Source organism: Nostoc sp. CCY 9925, from assembly GCF_963920935.1.
Classification (GTDB): Bacteria; Cyanobacteriota; Cyanobacteriia; order Cyanobacteriales; family Nostocaceae; genus Nostoc.
This window is the reverse complement of the sequence record NZ_CAWUDO010000303.1, coordinates 1-625: the sequence shown is the minus strand read 5'-3', so window position 1 is coordinate 625 and position 625 is coordinate 1. Positions and strand designations below refer to the sequence as shown.

The 625-nt window shown below is 42.1% G+C and carries 1 protein-coding gene; it reads right to left on the bottom strand.

All coding sequences use genetic code 11. The annotated features are described in order from the left end of the window. A partial coding sequence (locus tag ACM0OY_RS40555) for a DUF3991 domain-containing protein (RefSeq protein WP_414574325.1) occupies positions 1-625 on the bottom strand: 625 nt, incomplete at both ends.

Below are 625 nucleotides of genomic sequence, written 5' to 3'. Positions count from 1 at the left end.
CTAACTCATAACCAGAGAATTTATTGGTTGTACCTTCTAAAAATGCTCCTTTGGTATTCCCTTCCAAATCCCGCATCACAAACACTACATTTGCTTTTGAGTCGGCATAAACTAGCCCCTGGTTATGTAACATTTGTACGCAATCAGAAGGTATGCCTCGTTTCTCTTTGAGGTAATGTTCTACTTGCTGCCACTGTTTCTTATCCTCAACGGGTAGCGTAAATTGGGGTGCCGATTGAGTTTGAATAATAACAGCAGCAACTTTTTGAGCATGAGCCATCGCTGCCCTTTGAGCGCCAAGTTCACCAAATCTCTCCCCCAGCCATGCGATCGCTGCTGTTTGGTTACATTTATTAACGTGCTTAACTAAATCAATAGCACTATTACCATCCAACGAGGAACCATTGCCAAAGCCAGTAAATTGAGAGCCATCTATATTAATGATGTGGTTTCCTCCTACCCATTCATCCCCTTTACGCCACAGTCCCAACTCCCAAGCAACATCATCTAAAGCTAAATCAGTGGAAAATTCGGTTAGTTTTCGCAATTGCTGATTATCTTGCTCTAATTGCTCAATTCGTTGTCTTAGTTGTTCATTTTCAAAGGCTAAGGCTTTGGCTGTAGC